General features: G+C 43.7%; 8 protein-coding genes. 6 read left to right on the top strand and 2 right to left on the bottom strand.

Annotated features, from left to right (window positions below; genetic code table 11):
- The first annotated feature begins 57 nt into the window (after positions 1-57).
- The 6 genes from NBH14_RS10815 (at position 58) to NBH14_RS10790 (ending at position 11,497) form a co-directional block, all read left to right on the top strand.
- Positions 58-1,125 (top strand): FecR family protein, encoded by a 1,068-nt coding sequence (locus tag NBH14_RS10815; protein ID WP_186958487.1) that lies wholly within the window; start codon positions 58-60, stop codon positions 1,123-1,125.
- Positions 1,126-1,308: 183 nt separating this feature from the next.
- Complete coding sequence (locus NBH14_RS10810; RefSeq protein ID WP_250817424.1) at positions 1,309-4,782, top strand: TonB-dependent receptor; 3,474 nt, start codon at positions 1,309-1,311, stop codon at positions 4,780-4,782.
- 11 nt (positions 4,783-4,793) lie between these two features.
- Positions 4,794-6,716: a RagB/SusD family nutrient uptake outer membrane protein gene (locus tag NBH14_RS10805; RefSeq protein WP_186958488.1), complete on the top strand. Its 1,923-nt coding sequence runs from the start codon at positions 4,794-4,796 to the stop codon at positions 6,714-6,716.
- A gap of 83 nt (positions 6,717-6,799) precedes the next feature.
- Positions 6,800-8,398: a DUF4874 domain-containing protein gene (locus NBH14_RS10800; protein ID WP_186958489.1), complete on the top strand. Its 1,599-nt coding sequence runs from the start codon at positions 6,800-6,802 to the stop codon at positions 8,396-8,398.
- Between the two features lie 427 nt (positions 8,399-8,825).
- On the top strand, positions 8,826-10,010 hold the full coding sequence (locus tag NBH14_RS10795) for a glycoside hydrolase family 76 protein (RefSeq protein WP_186958490.1): 1,185 nt from the start codon (positions 8,826-8,828) through the stop codon (positions 10,008-10,010).
- Positions 10,011-10,027: 17 nt separating this feature from the next.
- The gene (locus NBH14_RS10790; RefSeq protein ID WP_128133137.1) at positions 10,028-11,497 is read left to right on the top strand and encodes a glycoside hydrolase family 125 protein; all 1,470 of its coding nucleotides are present in this window, start codon (positions 10,028-10,030) and stop codon (positions 11,495-11,497) included.
- Between the two features lie 1,090 nt (positions 11,498-12,587).
- Here NBH14_RS10790 and NBH14_RS10785 read toward each other — a convergent pair.
- Together NBH14_RS10785 and NBH14_RS10780 are read right to left on the bottom strand one after the other, a co-directional pair.
- Positions 12,588-14,639 (bottom strand): RagB/SusD family nutrient uptake outer membrane protein, encoded by a 2,052-nt coding sequence (locus tag NBH14_RS10785; RefSeq protein WP_186958491.1) that lies wholly within the window; start codon positions 14,637-14,639, stop codon positions 12,588-12,590.
- Positions 14,640-14,653: 14 nt separating this feature from the next.
- The gene (locus tag NBH14_RS10780; RefSeq protein ID WP_186958492.1) at positions 14,654-17,926 is read right to left on the bottom strand and encodes a SusC/RagA family TonB-linked outer membrane protein; all 3,273 of its coding nucleotides are present in this window, start codon (positions 17,924-17,926) and stop codon (positions 14,654-14,656) included.
- Between the last annotated feature and the right edge of the window lie 440 nt (positions 17,927-18,366).

Raw genomic sequence — 18,366 nt, 5'->3', positions numbered from 1 at the left:
TACAAGTACCTTTTCCCAATTTCACCGTACTTATAATAGAGAGACAAAGAAAAAAGCATGAATAGAGCAGAAAACAACATACGGAAAACTTCTTTCAAAAAGGCCGGACAGGCATTGATCGATCATATACAGGAAACCGAAAAGGTTGACCTGCAAAGAATCGAACAATCTCTGGATGATCTGAAAAACAGCTATCAGATACAACACAAACGAAGAAAACTATGGCTTTACGCTGCTTCTGTTGCCGCATCGTTATTGATAGCAGCCTTATCAATCAACTTTCTATATTCGCCAAACTCCTACGACTGGGATATGCTGGCAACATCTTTACTGAACGATAGTATACCTCATCAAGATAAAGAGATCACCCTGATCACCCAAAACGACCGGATGAAACTCTCCAACGAAGCTTCTCTGGAATACAAAAAAAATGGTACACTACAGGTAAACAAAGAAGATGTTACTAAAGAAAATCCTGTCCGTCACAAAGAAAAACTAAACCACATTATTGTCCCGAAAGGGAAAAGGGCCACCATAACCTTTTCAGACGGAACATCTATGTATATCAATTCCGGAAGTCATGTTATTTATCCTTCCGACTTTGATAAAGACAAAAGAGAAATTCTTGTAGAAGGAGAGGTTTACCTGGAAGTCGCTAAAGACCCTAAACGTCCTTTCTTTGTTAAGACGAAGGATTTCGATGTAAAAGTATTGGGAACAACGTTTAATGTGTCCGCCTACAAAGACGACGCTATAGCATCCGTCGTATTGGTAGAAGGTAAAGTGGAAGTGGATAACAACGATCAGAAAACAACTATCAGACCCAATGAGAAAATCGCTATTGCCCACGGACAATCAACAGTTAGCATCGTGGACGTAAATGAATACATTTCATGGAAAGATTATATCATGCTGTTTGCAGAGCATCGCGCCGGAGATGTATTCACACGTTTATCACGCTATTATGGCGTTCACATCGAATGTGATCCATCCATAGCCTCATATCCGGTTTCAGGAAAACTGGATTTAAAGAGTGGCATAAATAACTCTTTAGATATTCTTACAGAGTTACTGGATATTAAATATAAAACCGAGCCGGACGGGAGTATCCGGATCTTTCAATAAATGATTGTTTAACCTAAAATATATTTGCTTATGAAATAAACACACGAAATGAAAAGGGAAATTCCACATCTCCCCCTCAAGAGAGAAAAGTATATGATACTAAAAAAGCCAGACAATACCGTCATATTGCCTGGCTCAGGAAAGTATTAATCTAGTTCGTTACTAAAAAATACACACAAATGTATGAAAAAACAAAAGAGTATCAAATCTAAAAGATTTAATTATCTAAAAAGTATTTGTTTAAGTGGCTGTTTATTATGCACTGCAGCAGAAACAGCAGCAAATTTAACCGAAAATTATTCGGCACAAGTTTATTTAACTGTAAAAATGAACAACAAAACGGTACGGGATGTATTTTCCTATATCGAAAAGAACAGTGAATTCATTTTTATCTACCAGGGTACCAAAATCGATCTGGACAGAAAAGTATCCATAGACCTGAACGATCAACCGGTTCAGACAATTCTTCATGAAATCTTTGCCGGAACAAACGACACCTATTCCATAAAAGGTCGACAGATCATTGTCAAAAAATCACAGACAAAAGAAAACACCGGAGTACTAAGTACCAACCAGCAAAAAAAAACCGTTACCGGTTTATTGACTGATGCTGATGGTAATCCGGTTATCGGGGCAACAGTTACTATCAAAGGTACCACCCACGGTGTTACGACTGATATAGATGGTAAATATATACTCAATAACGTCAACGAAGGTGACGTTATTGAGTTCCGATATATCGGATTTAATACGGAAGAAAAAACCTACAAAGGCGAAGCTAACATCAACATTCGCATGATGGAAGCCTCCGTAGGTCTAGAAGACGTGGTTGTAATCGGTTACGGCCAACAGAAAAAAGAGAGCGTAGTTTCTTCATTGAACACGATCGGACCGGCTGAGTTAAATGTAAAACAACGTAACCTGCGTAACACGTTGGCCGGACAAATTGCCGGTGTAATTGCCGTACAGAGAAGCGGTGAGCCGGGTAACGATGCAGCTGCATTCTATATTCGCGGACAGAGCTCATATGCCGGCGGTACATCTGCTTTAGTATTAGTAGACGGTGTTCCCAGAAGTATGGACGATATCGACGTAGACGAAATCGAGAGTTTCACCGTTTTAAAGGATGCTGCCGCTACTGCCGTTTATGGTGCAGAAGGTGCGAATGGTGTTGTATTGATTACTTCCAAACGCGGTAAAGCCCAAAAGACATCTGTCAACTTCAGTGCACAATACAGTATTGTCAGTCCGACACGCATGCCTGAAACATTAAATTCTTATGATTATCTGTCATTATATAATGAAGCATTATGGAATGACCAGGGCAATCCGAACAAAGAGTATTTCAATCCTCAATTTACCGACGAAACACTTGAAAAATACAGAACCGGTGTAGACAGGGATTTATATCCTTCTGTAAACTGGTATGATTTGCTTCAGGATCATACACAAAGCCAAAGATATACGGTAAACTTCAGAGGTGGTTCCGAGAAAGTACGCTTTTTCGCTTCCGGAGCTTACTATTCAGAAGACGGTATCTTCGATTCTACTCCCAAAGAGGATTACAATGCCAATATCGGATTACAACGTTTCAACTTGCGTTCCAACGTGGATATGGACCTGACAAAAACGACTCAACTTTCTATCGATATGAGTGGACAGTACTTGAAGAAAAATCAACCGGGATATACTTCGGATGAAATCTTCAATTATATCAGCCACTTCCCTGTACATGTTATTCCGATGTACTATTCCGACGGTACGGCCACTGATCACGGGGCTCCCGGATGGGGTGTTGAATATCAGCCATACAACATGTTAAACAATAGTGGATACAGTAAAACATGGAGTGCTTTCTTACAAACCAAAGTAACGTTGAAGCAAGACCTAAAATTCATCACAGAAGGATTATCTGTGAAGGGGTCTGTTAGCTTTGATGCCGACTTCTATTCAACCATGAAAAGATCAAAAACTCCGCAAACCTTTTATGCGTTAGGCAGAAATGAAGACGGAACACTCAATAAGAAAACAATCAAAGAAAGTTCCGCTCTGAGCAATCCCGCCATATCCGGTCGTGACGGAACGAAAAAAATCTATTTGGAAGCCTCTTTGAATTATCAACGTTCCTTCAATAAAATACACGATGTAACCGGTATGGTATTGTACATGCAAAAAGAAACGCAATATCAGAATAAAGATGGTTTGCAACTCTTACCATATCGCAAGCAAAGTGTGGTTGCCCGTACAACTTACGGATACGATGACCGATATATGCTGGAAGCCAGTATGGGTATGACCGGTAGTGAAAACTTTGCACAAGGCCATAGATGGGGGATTTTCCCTGCCGTAGGTGCAGCTTGGTTTGTCAGCCATGAAAAGTTCATGAGAGGAGCGGAAGATTATATCAGCAAACTGAAATTGAGAGTTTCTTACGGTATAACCGGAAATGATAATATTGGTGAAGATACACGTTTCCCATACAGAGAAAATATTAATACAGGTCTTAATAGTTACAGTTTCGGACTAACACCAGGAGCCAATGGCGGTAAAGGGAACTCTCCTGGCAATGGGATTGCAGAAGGTAGCTTCGCCATGCCTAACCTGTCATGGGAAATTGAAAAGAAACTGAATACTGGTATCGACCTAGGATTATTCAGAGGACGTGTCGACTTCAGTGCCGATTATTTCTATAACCGTCGTAGCGATATCTTATTGCAAAGAGAAACCGTTTCAAACGTTTCCGGTCTCCGGGTAAAGCCATACCAGAATTTCGGTATTGTTAGAAATCAGGGAGTCGACGCCAATCTTATACTGAAACAGAAAGTAGGAAATGTAGATCTCTCTGCGCGTGGTAACTTGACTTACGCAAAAAATAAGATCCTTGAACGAGACGAAATCCCTCAGAAATACGGTTATCAGACATATACAGGAAATTCCATCGACAAACCATTACTGTATATTGCGGAAGGACTTTATACTCCGGATGATTTCAATATTACAACAAACGAATACGGCGGTCAGACTTATAAATTGAAAGACGGTCTACCCACCCCCGCAGCTAATGTTGCACCTGGTGATATCAAATATAAAGACTTGAATAATGATGGTGTCATCGACTCTTATGACCGTACTTATGATCATAAATACTATCAACCGACACCGGAAATTGTCTATGGATTCGGAATAAATGCTGAATGGAAAGGATTCTTCGTTGGTGTCTTCTTCCAAGGAACAGCACATACATCTGCCAATATGTTAGCAAACAATTATGCCCTGCTTCCATTCACACAAGGGGTTGATAATGGTTCGGGCCGGACAGAAATTTCAGACCGTTGGTTAGCTGAGAATCCATACAATCAAGATGTCTTTTTCCCACGTTTGCATACCAGCAACTTCAGCCATAATACGGAGAAGAGCACCTGGTGGTATCGCAATGCAGGCTTCCTTCGACTGAAGAACATCGAAATCGGTTATCAATTCAATGATAAAATACTCAAGCAGCTCCGTATGAAAAATTTGAGAGTTTATTTGCAAGGGAACAATGTGGCAGTTTGGGATAACATCAAATTCTGGGACCCTGAATTAGGTAGTGCAAATTCTGGTGCCAAATATCCTATCTGTAGCACATATTCTCTTGGATTAGAAGTCACATTTTAAAAACAACAAATATGAAATTCTTAAATAAAATAACATCAATTGCTTCTGCATGCTTTTTAACTCTTGCCCTCACAGGTTGTAGTGATTATCTGGACGTGTCGGATGAAGTGGCAGAAAACCTTACATTAGATGAAGTTTTCGATAACCCCAACTACATGCGCCGTTGGCATGGTAATTTGTTTAACAGTATTTCAGAATATTCCAGTATCGGTAAGAATAAAGCCAATGGATTCTCCGGAGTTTGGGTATCCATGTGTGGAGAAACAACACTTAGTGGTGTCGGTATGAGTGAAATGATATCCGGTTTCACTTCTGCTAATGCGCCATTCCAACAACGTTGGAAAGACTTATATCAATATATTCGTGATGCTAATATTTTTCTGGAAAGAGTAAATCCTAAAGGTAACATTAACGACCAATATCAATTAACAGAAGCAGATGTTAAGAGAATGAAAGCTGAAGCAAAATACCTTATCGCTTACAGTTATTTCTCACTCTTCGAACTGTATGGCCCGGTTCCTATCCTGGATGAACTAGCCGATCCGGAAGATAAAGGGCTGGATTATGCCAGAGCATCTGTGGATGAAACCGTTGAATACATCGATAACCTATTAAAAGAAGTCATCGAATCCGGCGACCTGCCTGAATCAATTATCCAGAATCATTCAGCTACCGGAAACGACCGGTACAATCTGAATGAGATTGTCCGTCCGACAGTGACCGCAGCTAAAGCATTAAGAGCCAAACTTTGGGTATATGCAGCTTCGCCGCTATTCAATGGTGGTTACAAAGAATCACTGGATGTTGCCAATACCGACGGTAAAAAATTATTTGCTTCTTACAATGCCAACAGATGGCTCACCGCTAAAAGCCGCTTGGAAGATCTGTTGAATAATGCGGAACAAAACAAACACACTTTGTTTACCGTATATAATACAGATGGAAGCATTAATCCGGACGAATCGGTCTATCAATTATTCCAGAACTACAATGACGAAATATTGTGGGCTACCGGAGACAACCTTTGGAACGGTTCGACAATGGAACAGAACACCAACCCCAGAGACTGCTACACAGGGTGGGGATACCTTGGTGTTTCTCAGAATTTAGTGGATGCCTTCTTCGTTAAAGACGGGTTAACAATCGATGATCCGGGTAGCATGTATAAAGAAGATGGTTTTACCGATGTTGTCAACCCATGTAACGAAAACAAGCGGGTAGATACAAATGTATTCAATATGTATGCCAACCGCGAACCTCGTTTCTATGCAGGCGTAGGATATGAAGGCAAAAGCTGGCATATTCAACCGGTGGGAAGACCCGATTACACACTCGGATTTGCCAAAGGGGAAGGCTGCGACAACTCATCTGCCGATAACCCTCGTACCGGTTACCTGCCAACTAAATTCAAAAACCGTCAAATCCTGTTTACCGGGAATTATTTGAAGGCCTGGGCACGTCCTTCCATTCTATTCCGTTTGGCAGACTTTTATCTGTACTATGCAGAAGTTTGTAATGAAATAGATCCGAACGATCCCAATATTATCAAATACCTGGATTTGGTAAGACAACGTGCCGGTATTCCCGGATATAAAGAACTGGCCGCTTCCGGTAAAAAGAATATCATCGGCAATCAGGAACTGCAACGAAAAATGATTCAACGCGAACGTACTGTGGAATTATTTATGGAAGGACAGCACTATTTCGATATTCGGCGCTGGATGATTTGCGGAGAAGGTGAAGAGGCAGACCAAAGCGTTCTCCATTCAATGAACATGAATGGATATAAAGATCAGCCGATCGGAGCCAACAATTCTTTCTTTACCCGCATCGTTCTTGAAAACCGTGCCTGGAGACGTGCCATGTACCTTTATCCGATTCCACAGGATGAAATACAAAAAAGTCGGCTTCTGGTTCAAAATCCTTTATGGTAAAAACTGATTAATTATAAAAACAGATAGGCCTTATACTAGTTATATTATTAGTATAGGGCTTATTCTCTCTTAAATCATATCTCATGAAACAAAAAAAATACCTTATTCTTATCCTGTCAGGGTTATTCTTTTCCATTACTAATAGTATACACGGAAATAATCCGGACAAAGGCAACGAAAAAGCAAAGACAATCACCTTCCGCGGCATCTATGCCGACGACCCTGCCGGACAGGAAGGTCTGTACAATCCGGAAAGAGGTTTACGGTTAGAAATAGCAGTCGATATTGCCGGTCGGAAAGATGTCTGGAATCCTAAACAATTCCCTGATATAACCAGTCATTTAGAATCAGAGTCCGCTATTTATGCATCAGACAGTATCAGCCTGGTCCAGAGTTATTTTTATCTCACCGGATTTGCCGGAAAGGAACTGTCGGAGGATGCTTTTGCCACAATGGACACCTATGTCAACAAACTAAGGGAATCAGGCAAAAAAGCTGTGTTGCGGTTCGCTTATGAAACCGCCTTTATGGGAAGGGCGGGAACTGGTCCTACCCTGGAAGATGTGCTCCGCCATATGGAACAACTGAAGCCATTCCTTGCACAAAACACAGATGTCATCCAAGTTGTTCAAGCCGGATTCATCGGTGCATGGGGCGAATGGCACAGTTCATTCCACGGACTGGAAAAAACGAACGACAGCAAACGTACCATCCTGGAAAAGATAGTCTGGATGACTCCGGAGAACAGAATGGTACAGGTAAGAGTTCCCGAATATAAAAACCTGATCAACAAGGAAGACCAATCATACAACCGAATCTCTTTCCACGATGATTTTATCGTAATAAAACCTCATCAATGGGACGGAGGCATGCACGAAGGGACTCCCTACTTCAACCAGATCGTTGAAGAAAGTCCTTATTTAGTTGTAGACGGAGAGCTCCCCTGGGGCACCTGGAGCATGAACGAAGACCCCGACAACCCGGAAGCCGGATGGGTTATCGACGGCAAAGCGACCGCCAGGCAACTTTTCCTGCAACATTACACCTCGCTCAGTGCCATCCATAATTACAAGGAGAAAGGAACTAAAGACAAATACTCAATGATGTACTGGAAAGAAACTCCACTGGAAGAATCATTCTTGTCGGAAAACCATATGCCTATCTCCGGTAATTATTTTAAGAATCAGGACGGAAGTCCGGCTACACGAAACGTATTCGATTATATCCGGGATCATCTGGGTTACCGGCTGGAACTGCAACAACTCAAAATAAACGGCAACCCGACAGCCGGAAAAGAAATTTCACTGGACCTCTCCCTGATTAACAGAGGCTTTTCCACCTTATTCAATGAGCATCCCGTTTATTTTGTACTGATCGATGAACAGGACCGGATCACGGAATTTCTGACGGAGACGAACGTTCACGACTTCCAACCATACCAGCCCAAAGATCCGGAGTGTAAACCTTTGCTTCATGCCATCAAAGGACAATTTATTATTCCGAAAAACCTGGAAACAGGAAAATACCGGCTAGGTCTATGGATCCCTGATGGCTCCGAACGCCTGAAATATAACAACCGCTATGCCATCCGTTGTGCCAACGGAGATACGGAATGGTGGAGTTCGCCCGACAACAAATATGGCATCAACATCTTAACGTCATTAGATATAATACGCCACTGATCTATTCCCCGGTCGGATTAGAAACTGCTTTGAATTTATTATTTGATTTATTTATTATCAGATTTGAATGTTTTAGTGTCGCTGCTTGTCCTGAAAGGACTAACTGTGAATAGCCCCCGGTGAAGCCGGGGGATTCAATATCTGCCGGATGGTACGTCCCCGAAGGGGGCGAACAACATGCTATGGTTGAACCCCTTCGGGTCTCACCGATTGGGTCCCATTATATTCCCCCGGCTTCACCGGGGGCTATTCACAATTGAACCTTTCGGGTCCACAATGTCGCTAAATGACTCAAATCTTTCTATATTGGAACCAAACAATAAATTCAAAACAATTTCTAGTTTTTTGTCTGCCTCTTTTATTATTCAATAACTAAAGAAAAATATTATATTTGCACCTTTCATTCTTAATTCAATTATTGTAGACCATGAATACTAAATCAATTCTTAATTGTTGCCTGCTCGCATTGTGTTTTTGTGCGTGCACCGGACAACATCTTCCCGGTGAAAACAGAAATGTAGCTATCGCTGATTCCTTATTAACCAACATTCTGACAAAGTATAACGTCGAAAAGTACGGTCTTCTTTCCGAGACCTATCCGGTAAACCCGGAAAATCAAGTCACTTACCTTGCCGAAGGAAGTAAACAGAAAAAGAACCAGGAAGTCTCTTTCCTATGGCCTTACTCCGGTATGCTGTCGGGGTGTATCTCCCTCTATGACGTTACCGGAGATAAGAAATACCTGGAAATACTGGAAAAACGTATTATCCCGGGACTGGATCTGTATTGGGATAATACACGTACCCCGCACTGTTATCAAAGCTATCCGAGATTCAATGGTGAAAGCGACCGCTTTTACGATGATAATGACTGGCTGGCCATCGACTTCTGCGATCTGTATGCCCTCACCAAAGACCAGCAATATCTCCTGAAAGCAAAAGAGTTGCACGAATATATATACAGCGGATGGGACGATGCGCTGGGAGGCGGCATCTATTGGTGCGAACAGAAAAAGACCTCTAAAAACACCTGCTCCAATGCCCCGGCAACCGTCTTGTGCATGAAACTGTATAACCTGACGAAAGAACAAAAGTACCTCGACCAGGCCATAGAAACGTATAACTGGACAAAGAAGAACCTGTGCGACCCTGCCGATTCGGTATATTGGGATAACATCGGACTCGATCAAACAATCGGTAAAGCCAAATTCACCTACAACAGCGGACAAATGATCCAGGCAGGCGTACTCCTTTACCAGACGACCTCGGACGAGACCTATCTGACAGACGCAAAGAACACTGCAAAAGGCGCTTACAATCATTTTTTAGGGAAACGTACAGGGATTAACGGAAAAGATGCTTACTTTTACCCCACAAATCCATGGTTCAATGTCATTTTATTACGCGGTCTCCTTGCTTTGGCGGAGGTAGACAACGATTATAAATATGTCAGAACAATGGCGGACAATGCCCATTACGCCTGGGAATATACCCGCGACGAAAACGGATTCCTGGGGAATGACTGGGCTGGGACCGATAACAAAAAGTTCAAGTGGCTGCTGGACAATGCCTGTATGATCGAACTTTTTGCTGAAACAAGTAACATTCAATAAATAAAATATATAAACCCATGACTACACGTAGAAACTTTCTAAAATCCGGAGGTTTGTCTCTGGCAGGTCTGTTGGTCGGGCAAAAATCATTTGCTCATTTGGCAGAATCGGCTACACCGGGCGCACCTCTCGTTTCTAACACATTACAGTACACTTGCCAACGTCCGGCACCGGAAAAACGCCAGTTTACTTCTGCCGCCGTCGAAAAGGCAATCCAGACGACAAAAGCCAAACTGAAAGATCCGAAACTGGCCTGGATGTTTGAGAACTGTTTTCCAAACACACTCGACACAACCTGTGAGCATAAAATGGTAAACGGCAAGCCTGACACATTCGTCCTTACAGGTGATATCCATGCGATGTGGCTCCGTGACTCATCCGCACAGGTTTTTCCGCATATCATTTTTGCAAATGAAGACCCGAAAGTAAAGACAATGCTGGCAGGTGTTATCAACCGCCAGACCTGGTGTATCAACATCGACCCGTACGCCAACGGTTTCAACGAAGGCCCGACAGGCAGTGAATGGGAAAGCGATCGTACGGAAATGAAACCGGAACTTCACGAACGCAAATGGGAGATCGACTCGCTCTGTTACCCCATCCGCCTGGCTTACCACTTCTGGAAAAAGACCGGCGACACCTCTCCTTTCGATGCCGAATGGGAGAAAGCGATGAAATCGGTTTATAAAACATTTATCGAGCAGCAGCGTAAAGACAGCCTCGGCCCGTATCGTTTCTCCCGTAAGACAGACCGCCAGGGAGACACCTTGCTGAACGACGGTTACGGTAGTCCGGTAAACCCTGTCGGATTGATCGTTTCTTCTTTCCGCCCGTCTGATGATGCGACTTTGTTCGGTTTCCTGATCCCGTCGAATATGTTTGCCGTCACTTCACTCCGTCAGTTGGCAGAGATGATGCGCGACATCAAAAAGGATAACGACTTTGCCCGCCAGTGCGACTCATTGGCCGACGAAGTAGCTGCCGCCATCGAGAAATACGGTATTGTAGAACACCCCGAATTCGGAAAGGTATATGCCTTCGAAGCAGACGGTTTCTATAACCACGTTTTCATGGACGACGCCAATGTCCCCAGTTTGCTGGCTATGCCCTACCTGGGATGTGTCGATGTGAACGATCCGGTCTACCAGAATACCCGCAAACTGGTTCTGAGCCCGCTGAACCCCTACTTCTATAAAGGCAAGGCAGGCGAAGGTATCGGCGGTCCGCACATCGGTTTTGACTTTATCTGGCCGATGAGTATCATCATGCGATGCAACACGACTAACGATACCGAAGAAATACGCCACTGTGTAAAAATGCTCCGTGATACGGACGGCGACACCGGTTTCATGCACGAATCATTCCACAAAGACGATCCAAAGAAGTTCACCCGTTCCTGGTTCGCCTGGGTTAACACCTTGTTCGGCGAAATGATTTACCGCCTGGTACAAGAAGGTAAAACGGATATATTGAACAATTTGGGATGATTGAGTCATTTAGCGACATTGTGGACCCGAAGGGTTCAATTGTGAATAGCCCCCGGTGAAGCCGGGGGAATATAATGGGACCCAATCGGTGAGACCCAAAGGGGTTCAACCATAGCATGTTGTTCGCCCCCTTCGGGGACGTATCATCCGGCAGATATTGAATCCCCCGGCTTCACCGGGGGCTATTCACAGTTAGTCCTTTCAGGACAAGCAACAACACTTAACTAGTTCAATTCTGGCAAGAAGTGAACCATCTGTAGATATGACTAGTTGTACCTATTTCTCCTCTTGAAAGACGATAAGAGGTGTATTAATACCAGTAAATAAAACAAAACCGATTACAGACTCTCCTCAATAAAAGTTTTTCCGATTTCTGTATTCATTCCTTCATCTATAGTATATAGAGTTTATAAATCAAAGAATACAAAATGAATACAATGAAGGATCCGATATAATTTGTAATTGAATCGATGTAAACATCCCTATTTCTCCCCTATCACTTCATCATGAACAACCATTGGATACCGGCAAATCCAAAGGTATATCTTATCTCTTTATTAGTGTATAGGTAGGGTGGGACTGATATACTTTTAGACCCAAAGTGCTGTATCCGTTCTTGTCCGTCATTCGTCAAACGCTTGTTCGATACCTGTCGGACGCTTATCTGATATCTGTCGAACAAGCGTCCGACAGATGACAAACAAGAAATTGGACATGACTTTTCAACTAAAGAATAATAAGATAAATGCTTACAACACACGACTTACTCTTTTGTTGGTATACAGAAAGTTTCCCTTTATTCATTTATTACATAGAAAATTTGAATTATATAGATGCTACAGGATGATATCCTTCATTATGTTCATCTGCAAACCATTAATCATCAACACAGTAACTCCAATATGAATAAATGAAGAAAAAAAACAGAAAAACTTTAGATAGTTAAGATACTCAACACGTCAAAAGTCATAGGCAAGTCGAAATAAATAGAGATTCATCAAAAAGGGGAAGAATATTCTCCCGAACTCTCTTCCCCTACCCTGTTAACCATCAATTCAGTTAACTGTATGTACTCTTTAAATATTCAGTATTATTCCAGTGCTTTACCAGGCGCCATCGGCCAATACGGATTCTGATACATTACCGTGGTGTTTATATCTTCCGGATTGGTGGCGGCAAGCTGCATATCCTGCAAACCGATCGGACTGAGGTAAAATGCCTTTCGCCAGGTCAGTCCATCATAAAGCTGGTTGTTGATACTGGTTCTGCGTAGCGGACGCAAATACTTACTATCTTCTTTCCGCGAAACATTTGCCTCAGTCGTGCCGTCGGCAACTACTGCCGAAACTTCCACACCATCTACAGTTTTTGTATATTTCAGGTAAGCGGCATCCCAGAAGTTCACGCCTTCAATGATATAAGGCTTCGTAAGCAACTGATCCCAGGCACGCCACCGGATCAGGTCGTCCCAACGCATGCCTTCGCCATTAAATTCGCAACGACGTTCGCGACGGATATTATAAAGTGTCGGATCCACCAACTGATCGCCGGAATAAACAGCCAAGTCATTTTCATTGCCCAGATTGGTTGCACCAATGGTTTTTGAGAAATCCTCATCAACACCGGCACGGCGGCGGATAGCTTTCCAATACCCTTGCGCTTTGCCATCGAGCGAACCGTTTTTCTCATAGCATGCTTCCATATAGTTCAGATAGGCTTCCGTAGCCCTGAAAATAACACAACCGTTACTTCCCAACAATTCGTCATTCCTGTTCTGGTCGTAATCGTATGTGTAAGCTTTGCGCGGACGGTATCCGGTGATATCCCGGTTTTGTTCGGCATCTGAAATGATACGGAAATTTTCCATATGCACTACGACACCGGTATCGGCTATTGTAGGGTCTTTCGTATCACTGCGCTGTACGTCTTCTTCTCCCCAGACAAATAATTGCAGGCGTTCGTCGCGGTCTTTTTTCTCCTGCGATACGGTTACATCTCCATGATAACCCGAACCGGCGGCATAAATGGGTAGCCCGTTCTTCATCAGGAAAGTATTAACCAGTGCACGGGTCATTCCGGTACGGTCGCCTACCTGCAAACGGATAGGTACACAATGGGAAATGCTCAATCCCTTATTATACTGCTTCCATAGCAACACCTCGTTAATCCCTGACGCATCCGGCGTACTGAACATTTCGAAATAAGGATTCCAGCCGTATACTTGTCCGTAAACGGGGTTCATCACATGGGAATTATCCGTCAGCGTGGCCTGATCGGCTACTGCTGACGCAGCATCCATAGCCTGAGTCAGGAAAAAGTCTATTTCGCCGGGTATATCGAACGATTTACCGCTGTTATAGTCCATCTTAGCTCCCGGCCAGTTTGCATCGCCCGGTACACGGCCCGTACCCTGGTGGTATTTTTCGAAAGTAGCTTCAAAGAGGGCTACTCTCGATTTCAGCAGCAGCGCTGTTTGTTTATTGATACGCTGGTTCATCTGAAATCCATGATCTTTAAGACGGGAGATCGCTTCATCTAGGTCTTTCAGGATAAAACGGGCCACTTCATTGCGGGGTGCTCGTTTGCTGTGTTCGACAAGCACGTCGCTCTGGTCGGGCAGCACTTCTTCCACAATCGGGAAATCACCGTATTTCACAAGGGCTACGTAATAACTCAATGCACGGAAAAAATAGGCCTCCCCGATATAATGGCTAAGCAGATCGCTCGCCCCCTGGATCGTTCCGGCCTCTTCTTTAGGAAGTATCTCTTCAAACAGATAATTCCATACACGGACACGGGATAACAAGCCTTGTGTGGTCTTACCGGCCGACACCTGCCAGTTTCCGGCAAAATAATTAAGGTTGCCTTCGTCCGTCAGCAGGTTATCGGTATTGGCATCATTACGTTGCACGCCGGAATTCCAGGCCGTTTGATGAAACATCTTGGTTCCGTTGGAATTTTCGAGCTGGGAATCGTAATAGTTAAGCACATAATTACCCACCTGATCCACTGTTGTGAAATAAGATTCCGGGGTTATCTGGCTGATCGGAGCACGTTCCAGAAAGTCGTTACAGGATGTCATCGCCAATCCGCCCATACCGATCAATGCGCCGACATATATATGTTTTAATTTTAGTCTCATATTCATTCAATGAATTAAAAGTTTACATTTAAACCGATTGAAATAGTTTTCTGCAAAGGATAGAGTTTACCGTCTCCCCAGTCGCTGCCCAGCAATTCAGGATCGAATACGCCGCTGATATCAGATAAAGTCAGCAAATTGTCACCGGAAACATAAATACGCACCGATTCCATTCCTGCTTTTTGCGTCCATATTCTCGGTAAGGTATATCCGACCTGCATATTCTTCAAACGTATATAAGCTGCGTTTTGCAAATAGCGGGTCTGGGTACGCTGGTTCTTGTCGGTATTGAAATAGGGTTTCGGATAGTAAGCTCCGGTGTTGGCTCCTAACGGGTCGCCTTCCGGACGCCAGTAATCCATATGTTCGCTGAAAGCGCAGGATTGCCATTCGCCGCCTTGTGCTCCCCAGAAATACGGACCACCCAGCATATAATCTCTTTTCATGATACCTTGCAGGAAAATAGAGAAGTCGAGTCCGTTCCAGGCTCCGTCCAATGTCAGACCGAAGTTATAGCGTGGCGTGTTATTTCCGATGATCTTCATGTCCCCATGATCGTCGAGCGTATTGGCTCCGCTGTCTACACCATCTTTACCATCGGTATTGGCATACATGATATCGCCCGGTCCCCAGCTTGTTCCCCAGTTAGGCGTACCGCCGTTGGCAAGATGTTTGTCCATCTCTTCCTGACTTTGTGCGATCCCGACCGTCTGGTATCCCCAGATATCCCCCAGGATCTGTCCTTTATAATACGTACTCAGGGCCATTGTTTCATTCGGATACCTGAGTATCTTACGCAAGTTGTCGGATACTACCAGACGAACGCCATAGTTGAATTTCTGGATACGGTCTCTCCATGACATTTCCAGTTCCCATCCATACGACTTCATATCGCAGTTGTTGATCTGCGGAGCATTGGCACCCAAAACGGAAGGCAACAGAGGAGCCGGCCCGATCATATCATATGTATAACGGTTGTAATAATCGAACGAACCGGTCAGGCGATTGTCGAACAATCCCCAGTCGAAACCGACATTCCATGATTCGATCGTCTCCCAGGTCATCAGACTGCTGACGATGCCCGGAAGGCCGGCCACATTCTGCTGGGTACCGTTTATCAGCCAACTGGAAGAAGCCGTGCCGGTCGGCATGTTCTGATAGAACGGATACCAGGCATCGGTACTGTCCGTATTGTTATTACCGAGCTGTCCCCAGGATGCTCTTACCTTCAATGTTCCGACTACACTGTTCAGGGGTTCGAAAAATGCTTCGCGAGCTATATTCCAACCTGCCGAGAAGGAAGGGAAAAGGCCCCAGCGCTGATCGCCGATAAAACGGGAAGAACCATCGTAACGCAGATTGGCTTCCAGCATGTAACGGTCGGCATAATTGTAGTTAATACGTCCGAAGAAACCGGCAATGGCCCGTTCACGTGCCCAGGAACTAGCTTTCTTATTATCCTGTGTCAGGCCGAGCGACGGGACATCCGCAGAGATCAGATCCGTACCGAAGCCATTCAATCCGCTCGGACGGTAAAGTTCGGCATTGAAACCGGCCATTACTTTAAAGTTATGATTGCCCAGCGATTTGGTATAATCCGAATAAATATTGGTAGAGAAGTAGTCCTCATCCTCACGTGAATCCGATACTTCCGAGTAGCCGGCTGCACCACCGTTCCAGGAAAGAAGATACGGTTCATTTTTGGCATCGTACGCATAAATAGGCAATACCGCCCAACTCTGTTTACGGTAGTAAGAACGCATACTGCCTTCAGCAACGATACGCCAGTCTTTAACAGGTTCGAAAATAGCCTGCAACTGCTGGGTATACCAGTTCTTCTGGCTGGTTTGCTTTCCTCCGTCTTCCAGCTGGACAATTTCCATATCCCGCTGATAATGCCCGTTCGGATCGACAACCGGGCAGGTCGGCCAGCGGCGTGCAATATTATGGAAGAACAAGCCCGTCAGATAGGTCGGGCGATGATAATCTTCGCGCGTCCATTTGCCGGTGTAGTTTACAGTGACCCAGTCGGCCAGTTTTGCCGAAATCTTTGCATTCATTGTATAACGGTTGAACTTGTCATCGCCATGCTTTAGCAAACCGGTCTGGTCAAGGAAACTGCCACTGAGCATATAGGTCAACTTATCAGTACCACCACTCAGGCTAAGATTATGTTCCGTAGAAGGCACCCAGTCACGATAGAACTCGGAAAACCAATCCGTGTTGGCAAAAGCGCCTCCATAGTTATTCCATTTACCATCAGATCCGGCAACAGTACCATAGTATTCAGGTTTGGTAGGGTCGGTGAACTTACCGTCCATATAATCCTTGATGTTTTTCATGGCGTCGTCATTGAATATCGGATTTCCTCCCCCATTCGTATTTGCCCTATTCCAATATTGGGCAAATGAATAAGAATCGACCATCTCCGGCACTTGGACAGCATCGGAGAAACGTACGTTGCCCGAGTAATTCACTCGGGTCTTACCGGATTTACCGCTTTTGGTCGTAATAAGGATCACACCGAATGAGGCACGTGCTCCATAGATGGAAGACGAGGCTGCATCCTTCAAGACACTGATATTTTCAATATCATTCGGATTCACGGTATTCATATCCCCTTCGATACCATCAACCAGTACCAACGGACTTCCGCTCGATCCCTGACCGATCGTACCTCCGCCACGGATATTAATATTCAGTGATCCATCCAGCATACCTCCGCTACTGCCTACCGACATATTCAAACCGGGGATAACGCCTTGAAGTGCCTGCGATACATTCTGCACCGGACGAGATTCAAGGACCTTGGAATCTACCGTACTGACAGATCCTGTCAGATTCACTTTTTTCTGTGAGCCATACCCCACAACTACCACTTCATCCAGCTGTTTCGAGTCTTCTTTCAGCTGAATCCGGAGAGAAGATTGTCCGGTGTAAGTAATTTCCTGAGAGAGATAACCGACATACGAAACGACCAATATGCTACCCTCTTTCACCCCGGGTAAAGAAAAGTTGCCGTCCATATCGGTTACCGTACCGTTCGTAGTTCCTTTCACAACTACCGTTGCTCCTACTACAGGACCCATATCATCCTCTACAACACCTTTTACTGTCGAAGATTGCTGAGAAACCTGTACCACAATTTCCGGCTCTGCTACCGGATTTCCGTTAGCACTCATTACCGGAGAAAAAGCCAGTAAAATGCTGGTGATAATGCCTGCTTGTTTTGGGATTTTCAGGAGCGTAGCATTATTTGCATTCGATAAACATAACAGTTTTTTCATGAATTTAAATAATTAATTGTTCATTTATCAACATTTTAGATCTAAAAATATCATCACATCAAACTTGATATTATCACACCCTAACCAGTAATAAATTTTTATCAATCAATTTTACAAGAACAAAAAGCAACAGAGTTCTGCTGGAACTAGGATTTTTAAGGCATATATAGGGATACACGAGTGAATAATTTCAATAATATCTCCCCATTAAGGTCGTACTTTGATAATACATTTTGGTATTTATTAAATAAATTGCAAAAACCCAGGTTAAAATTTGTTTGTATTGTATTTGTTTATATATTTGCAACGTTTTATTCATCCTAGTTCCAGCAGAACTATGTAATTTATACAAATAATAACACCTCGCTTTACTCCCGAAAAAACAACCGATGCCACAAAAACACCGGGGATATTTGTTTCTAATTCATAACAATATCTCT

The sequence above is a fragment of the Parabacteroides caecihominis genome (genome assembly GCF_023656785.1).
Lineage (GTDB): Bacteria > Bacteroidota > Bacteroidia > Bacteroidales > Tannerellaceae > Parabacteroides > Parabacteroides segnis.
Note: the sequence above shows the minus strand (reverse complement) of the source record. Positions and strands in the feature narration are given on the sequence as shown.